Consider the following 5,226-nt stretch of genomic DNA (forward strand, 5'->3'; position numbering starts at 1 on the left):
GATGTCGAGCTCGTGGGTTTGCCAGCGAGTGCCGAGGGGGTCGACGATCTGTTCGAAGTCGAAGCGTTCCTCGATCTCGGGGCGGAGGGGCTGATCGTGCGCGAGGTCGGTGAAAGCTCGCTCGATCGCCTGCAGCGGCGCCAAAGCACCAGCGTGTTCCGTTTCTTCACCCAGCCAGCTCTGCAGGGCCCCCTGGCCGACGCGCTGTACTACGTGCGCGGCGGGCACTTCAGCGAGCAATCGGGTCGGGTTCCGTTCACCGTTTCCATCAAGCGTGCCCTGAGGCCAACCGCGGGCGGCCGCGTGCGGCTCGATGACTTCCTGGGCATACCGCGCAGCCGGGCGCCGAGCCGAGGAGAACCTATCCCCGGAGACCGCGTCCTGCGCTGGTCCGGAACAGGGGGCAAGAGTGACGCCCACTACGTGAGCATCAGGGGAGGCGATGGGCATCCTGCTTGGCGCCTGATCGTGGCGGGCACGCAGCAACAGGCCCCGATCCCGGATCTATCCAGCCTTCCCGACCTCAGCGACATACCGGGGGGCAGCGTGAGCTGGACCGTACAGGCGCTGCGGATCCCGGGCTTTGCCTTCAATCAGCTCCGCTACAGCCTGCTGTCGACGCGGTACTTGACGCACCGCGCGGTCAACTCCTTTATCATGCGGCGTTGAGGTGTCGGGTCATCGATTGCATCGCCAGATCGGCTTCGAGGCGCACGGCCAGCAAGGCGCACCGTCGCGTGCTGGAGCTCACCACGACGGGCGCCAGAATCGCTGCGAGAAAAGAGCAGGATGTCTAGGTCCAGGTACAGGACGCTGCTGCTAGGCGGGTTGGCCGTCACCCTGCTCGGCTGCGAGGTGACCGAAGCCGCTTCGGGTTTGCTGCCTCCGCTCGAGCCACCGGCGCAAGTGGTCGCGGGTGTCCTGCAGTGCCGGCACGAGGGGCAGCGCGCGTGCGTCCATGTCAACGCGGACGGCAGGCGGGTCGAAGAGCTGCACGAGTGCACGCGCAGCGGCGAGTTCCTGCAGGACGAGCTCCTGGTCGACTGCATGCGGCAGAACATGATCTGCGACCTCAGGCTCGAGTGCGCCATATGCGCGCCAGATACTCCGAGCTGCATGGCGGGCGCGGTAATCCAATGCAAGTCGGATGGGAGCGGTTATGACCTGATACGCGAGTGCGCTATCGAAGCTGGCGAGGTGTGCCGCGCGGGCCGCTGCGTATCCTCGTGTGAAGCCGCAGCCGCGGAGAGCAGCTATGTGGGCTGCGAGTTCTACGCGGTAGATCTCGACAACGCGGTGGTGCCGGGGGCCAGCGCCGCGGCTCAGCAGTACGCGATCGTCGTTTCCAATCCAAGCCGGATGGAGGCGCTGGTGCGGGTCGAGATAAACCAAGCGCCCCCAGGCGAACCGCCACGGCTGGAGCTTGTCGAGGAAGTACCCGTGCCGCCCGGCGACCTCGAGAGCATCCTGCTGCCTGCGCGCGAGGTGGATGGCTCGCGGCGACTCAACGATGGCACGCACACCGCGCTTACCTCGAACGCCTACCGGGTGACGTCGAGCCGACCCATCGTTGCCTACCAGTTCAACCCCTTCCAGAACGTCAATGTGTTCTCGAACGATGCCTCGCTCCTGTTGCCGACCGCGGCGCTCGGCCCCCACTACACGGTCGTGAGCTGGCCGCAGACGATCGGCCATTCGGACGATCCCAAGAAGGACTTCGACGGGACCACCGACAAGGAGGACTTGCGTGCCTTTCTGACCATCGTGGGCACCGAGCCGAACACGCGCGTCAAGGTCACGTTGGGGCCGGCGGTCGGAACCGTCGTTGGCGGCGGCCCGATCCCAGAATCGAAAGCCGGCCAGGAGCACGAGATCGACATGGGGCCGTTCGATGTCCTGAATCTCGAGACACAGGGTTTGAACGCAGATTTCACCGGCAGCCTGGTGCAGGCCAGCCGGCCCGTTGCTGTGTTCGTTGGCAGCGAGGCATCCGATGTGCCCGCGTTCGGAACCTACGACGAGCGTCGCTGTTGCGCAGACCACCTGGAGGAGCAGCTGCTGCCGGACTCGGCGCTGGGCCGTCGTTTCGTGCTGGCGCGCATGCCGTCGAGAACGGCCACGCTGATCGCCGCGCTCGAAGGAAGCTTCAGCCTACCCTTGGTCGAAGCAGAGCCCGAGTGGGTTCGCATCGTCGCCGCCCGCCCTGGTGAGACGCGGGTCACGACGACGCTTCCCGCACCGGACGGCCAATTCACCCTGCTGCAAGGCGAGGACGTGATCCTCAAGGCCGAGCAGGACACGTTGATCGAGGCGAGCCAGGCCGTCGCCGTGCTTCAGGCGCTGCCGAGCCAGCAGGTGCTCGGCATACCTTCGCAGCTCCCCGGTGGAGACCCGGCGCTGGTCCTCGTGCCACCTATGGAGCAGTACCGAAAGGACTACCTGTTCCTCACGCCCGACAAGTACATCTTCGACTTCATCACGATCGTGGCGCGCTCCGAGGCAACGCTCCTTCTCGATGACCGCCCGCTACCTGGCCACTGCACCACGGGGCCTGCGGACGGGTTGCCGCGCGCCATGGGGGATCCCGATCCTGCGTGGGTCATCCATCGCTGCCAGCTCAGCTTTGCCGACGTGAGCGTGCTGCCGACACTGACCGTGCGTCCGGTAGACGAGCACCCCAAGAACGGGATCCAGGACGGCGACGGAGTGCACACGCTGACGGCGGACTCCGAGGTCGGGTTGATCGTGTCCGGGTTCGACCGCTTCGTGAGCTACGCGTACGCCGGTGGTCTCGACCTCAAGCCCCTGCTGTAGCGTAGAAGTCAGCCGGCGTCGGTGGGTGGATCTGGCTCGCGGGCCGAGGCCTTGAACAGTCCGAAATTCGAGATGGCCAGAGCGGGCCGGGAAGTCTGCAGCGACACCCGCAGCTTGCGCACACGCAACTCGGGGAAGCGCAACAGCCGCTTGTAGCCGATGGTCGTGCCCGTCACGACGTGGCTCCACTGCCCTTCACGCTCCACCTCGACGCGAAAATGCTTCACGCGCTGGCCAAGCCAAATCGGTTCCTGGAGCATCAGGCGGTCGAACGTCTGCACCTCGGGCAGTTCCACGACCAGCGCAGCCTCTTGGGTGCCGTCATCCGTGGCCCAGTAGCTGTCGAGGTCCGGGTCGATGATCTTCTCGGGTCCAAAACGTGCGTGGCCCGAGCGTGTGTTGGAAGCGGACGCCGTGGCGCCGCGCGCCAGATTCGTCGTGAAGCTCTCGTCGAGGATCGATCTCATTTCAAGCAGGTTGGCGGCGTCGGTTTCGTGGATGAGCCCTCGTCGATCGGGCGGCAGGTTGAGCAGCAAGGTGCAATTGCGGCCCACGCTCCGATAGTACAGGTCCACCAGCTCCGCCGGGCTCTTGACCTTGGTGTCTTCTTTCTTGTGATAGAACCAGCCGGGGCGGATCGACACATCGCATTCGCCTACGACCCAGTGCTTGCCCTCGGGATCGCCACGACCCAGGTACGCGCCCTGGCCCCGGCCTCCGACGGTGACCTTGCCGCGGTCCATGGTCGACCAGCACGTGGTTGGAGCTATGCCCTTTTCGTTGCCGATCCAACGCACGTCGGGGCCTTGGTCCGAGAACATCACGGCCTTGGGCTGGAGCTTGCGGACCAGTGCTCGGTAGGCCGCGAAATCGTACTCCATGTCCTTGGCGTTCTTGCCCTTGGCCCCGTCCATCCAGACCTCGGCAACGGGTCCGTAGCCCACGAGCAGCTCCTTCAGCTGCGCGAGGTAAAAACGGTTGTAGTCCTTGGTGCCGTAGGAGGGCTCGTGCATGTCCCAGGGTGATAGGTAGATACCTAGCTTGACGCCCGCCTTCTGACACGCCTTCGAAAGCTCCGCGACCACGTCGCCACGGCCGCCTTTCCAAGGCGCGCGCTTGACCGAGTGCTCGGTCTGCGAGGACGGCCACAGGCAAAAACCGTCGTGGTGCTTGGCGGTGATTATGAGCGTGCCCATGCCTGCCTTCTTGGCGAGCTCGGCCCACTGATGGGTATCGAGCTCGCTGGGGTTGAAGATGGCGGGCTTTTCCGCGCCCTTGCCCCATTCGCGATCCGTGAACGTGTTCACACCGAAATGAATGAACCCGATCAGCTCCTGACGCTGGTAGGCCACCTGCTCGGGCGTCGGGGTCACCGCCGTGGGAGCCAGCTCCACCGGCTTCACGGGGGCTTGCGCGGGCTGCTGGGCAGCGTGCGCCGGCACCTCATCTGCTGAGTGAGGCGTGCCCGCCGGGGATTCCGCTTGCTTTTTTGTGCAAGCCGACACCAAAGCAAGCTTGCCCGCAAGGCAGCATATCCACACGCAGCGCGCGCCGCGCCAGGAGCACGGCGAGCCGCACCGACCCGACGCCTTAGGCGTCGGGTCAAAATATCGTTTCCAGATCGGCTTCGAGGCGCCCGTCCCGCAAGGCGCGCCGTCGCGCGAATACTCCCTGTATTTGAAGGCGGCGCAACGCCGCTGGACGGGATGGATCGAAATCGAGATGGCAATGTTATTTTGAGCCGACGCCTTGGTTTCATGTATTGACGCGGATCGGTCTTCAATCGTGGTTGTACGCATGCTGACTCCGTGTTCAGTGCCGGCCTCGCACGTCGTCGCGCTTTGCCAGCGACGCCCGCCTCTTGCTGATCGGAAAAAGCCATGGACGGGCCCTAAGCCACCGCCTCTGGCGGTGAGACTCGACAAGGTTCGACCGCCCCGCGGTGCTTTTCCTGCCCTTGCCCGGAAACGTGATGGCCGAGGCGCTCGGAGAAGTCGAACAGGTCGCCTCGATGTTGGTCAAGCTTATCAATAACGAGCGATCGATGGCAGTTCGAGCCTCACGAACCGAGCCCCTTCGAGGGGCCTTCATCAAACCACCTCCTCTGGAGGTGGTACCTGATTCATGCGCCAGCCTTCCATTGACATATGAGATTCACGTTCATATGCCGCTATATCCCGTGAAGGTCAACCGTTGCCGTGAATTGGAGTTTCGTGGTAACTTCAAACGATTGTGAAATGCGCTTTCATATACGAGCATCCAGGGTCAGGGTGGAGTCGTCGCACATGAGAGCGGTTCAAAAAAGCACGGCGGCGCGCTTGAGCGCCGTCATCACGCGTTTGGGGGCCTGCGCATGCGGTCTCCTGCTCCTGTGTGCCGTTACAGGCTGCGGCAGTGCTCCTGCAAGGTTGC

The 5,226-nt window shown here is 64.3% G+C and carries 4 protein-coding genes; 3 read left to right on the top strand and 1 reads right to left on the bottom strand.

Going from position 1 to position 5,226, the window contains the following annotated elements:
* Together MJD61_06845 and MJD61_06850 are read left to right on the top strand one after the other, a co-directional pair.
* On the top strand, positions 1-669 hold a 669-nt coding region (locus tag MJD61_06845), incomplete at its 5' end, for a hypothetical protein (GenBank protein MCG8554992.1).
* A 120-nt stretch (positions 670-789) separates the two neighbouring features.
* Entirely contained in the window at positions 790-2,814 is a 2,025-nt protein-coding gene (locus MJD61_06850; GenBank protein MCG8554993.1) for a hypothetical protein, read from the top strand.
* A gap of 8 nt (positions 2,815-2,822) precedes the next feature.
* On the opposite strand, the gene MJD61_06855 is transcribed toward MJD61_06850, so the two are convergent.
* A complete protein-coding gene (locus tag MJD61_06855) occupies positions 2,823-4,256 on the bottom strand; it encodes an alpha-L-fucosidase (protein MCG8554994.1) in 1,434 nt (477 codons plus the stop codon).
* A 19-nt stretch (positions 4,257-4,275) separates the two neighbouring features.
* Between MJD61_06855 and MJD61_06860 the strand changes: the two genes are divergently transcribed.
* On the top strand, positions 4,276-4,554 hold the full coding sequence (locus MJD61_06860; GenBank protein ID MCG8554995.1) for a hypothetical protein: 279 nt from the start codon (positions 4,276-4,278) through the stop codon (positions 4,552-4,554).
* Positions 4,555-5,226 lie beyond the last annotated feature (672 nt).

The organism is Pseudomonadota bacterium (assembly GCA_022361155.1).
Lineage (GTDB): Bacteria > Myxococcota_A > Polyangia > Polyangiales > JAKSBK01 > JAKSBK01.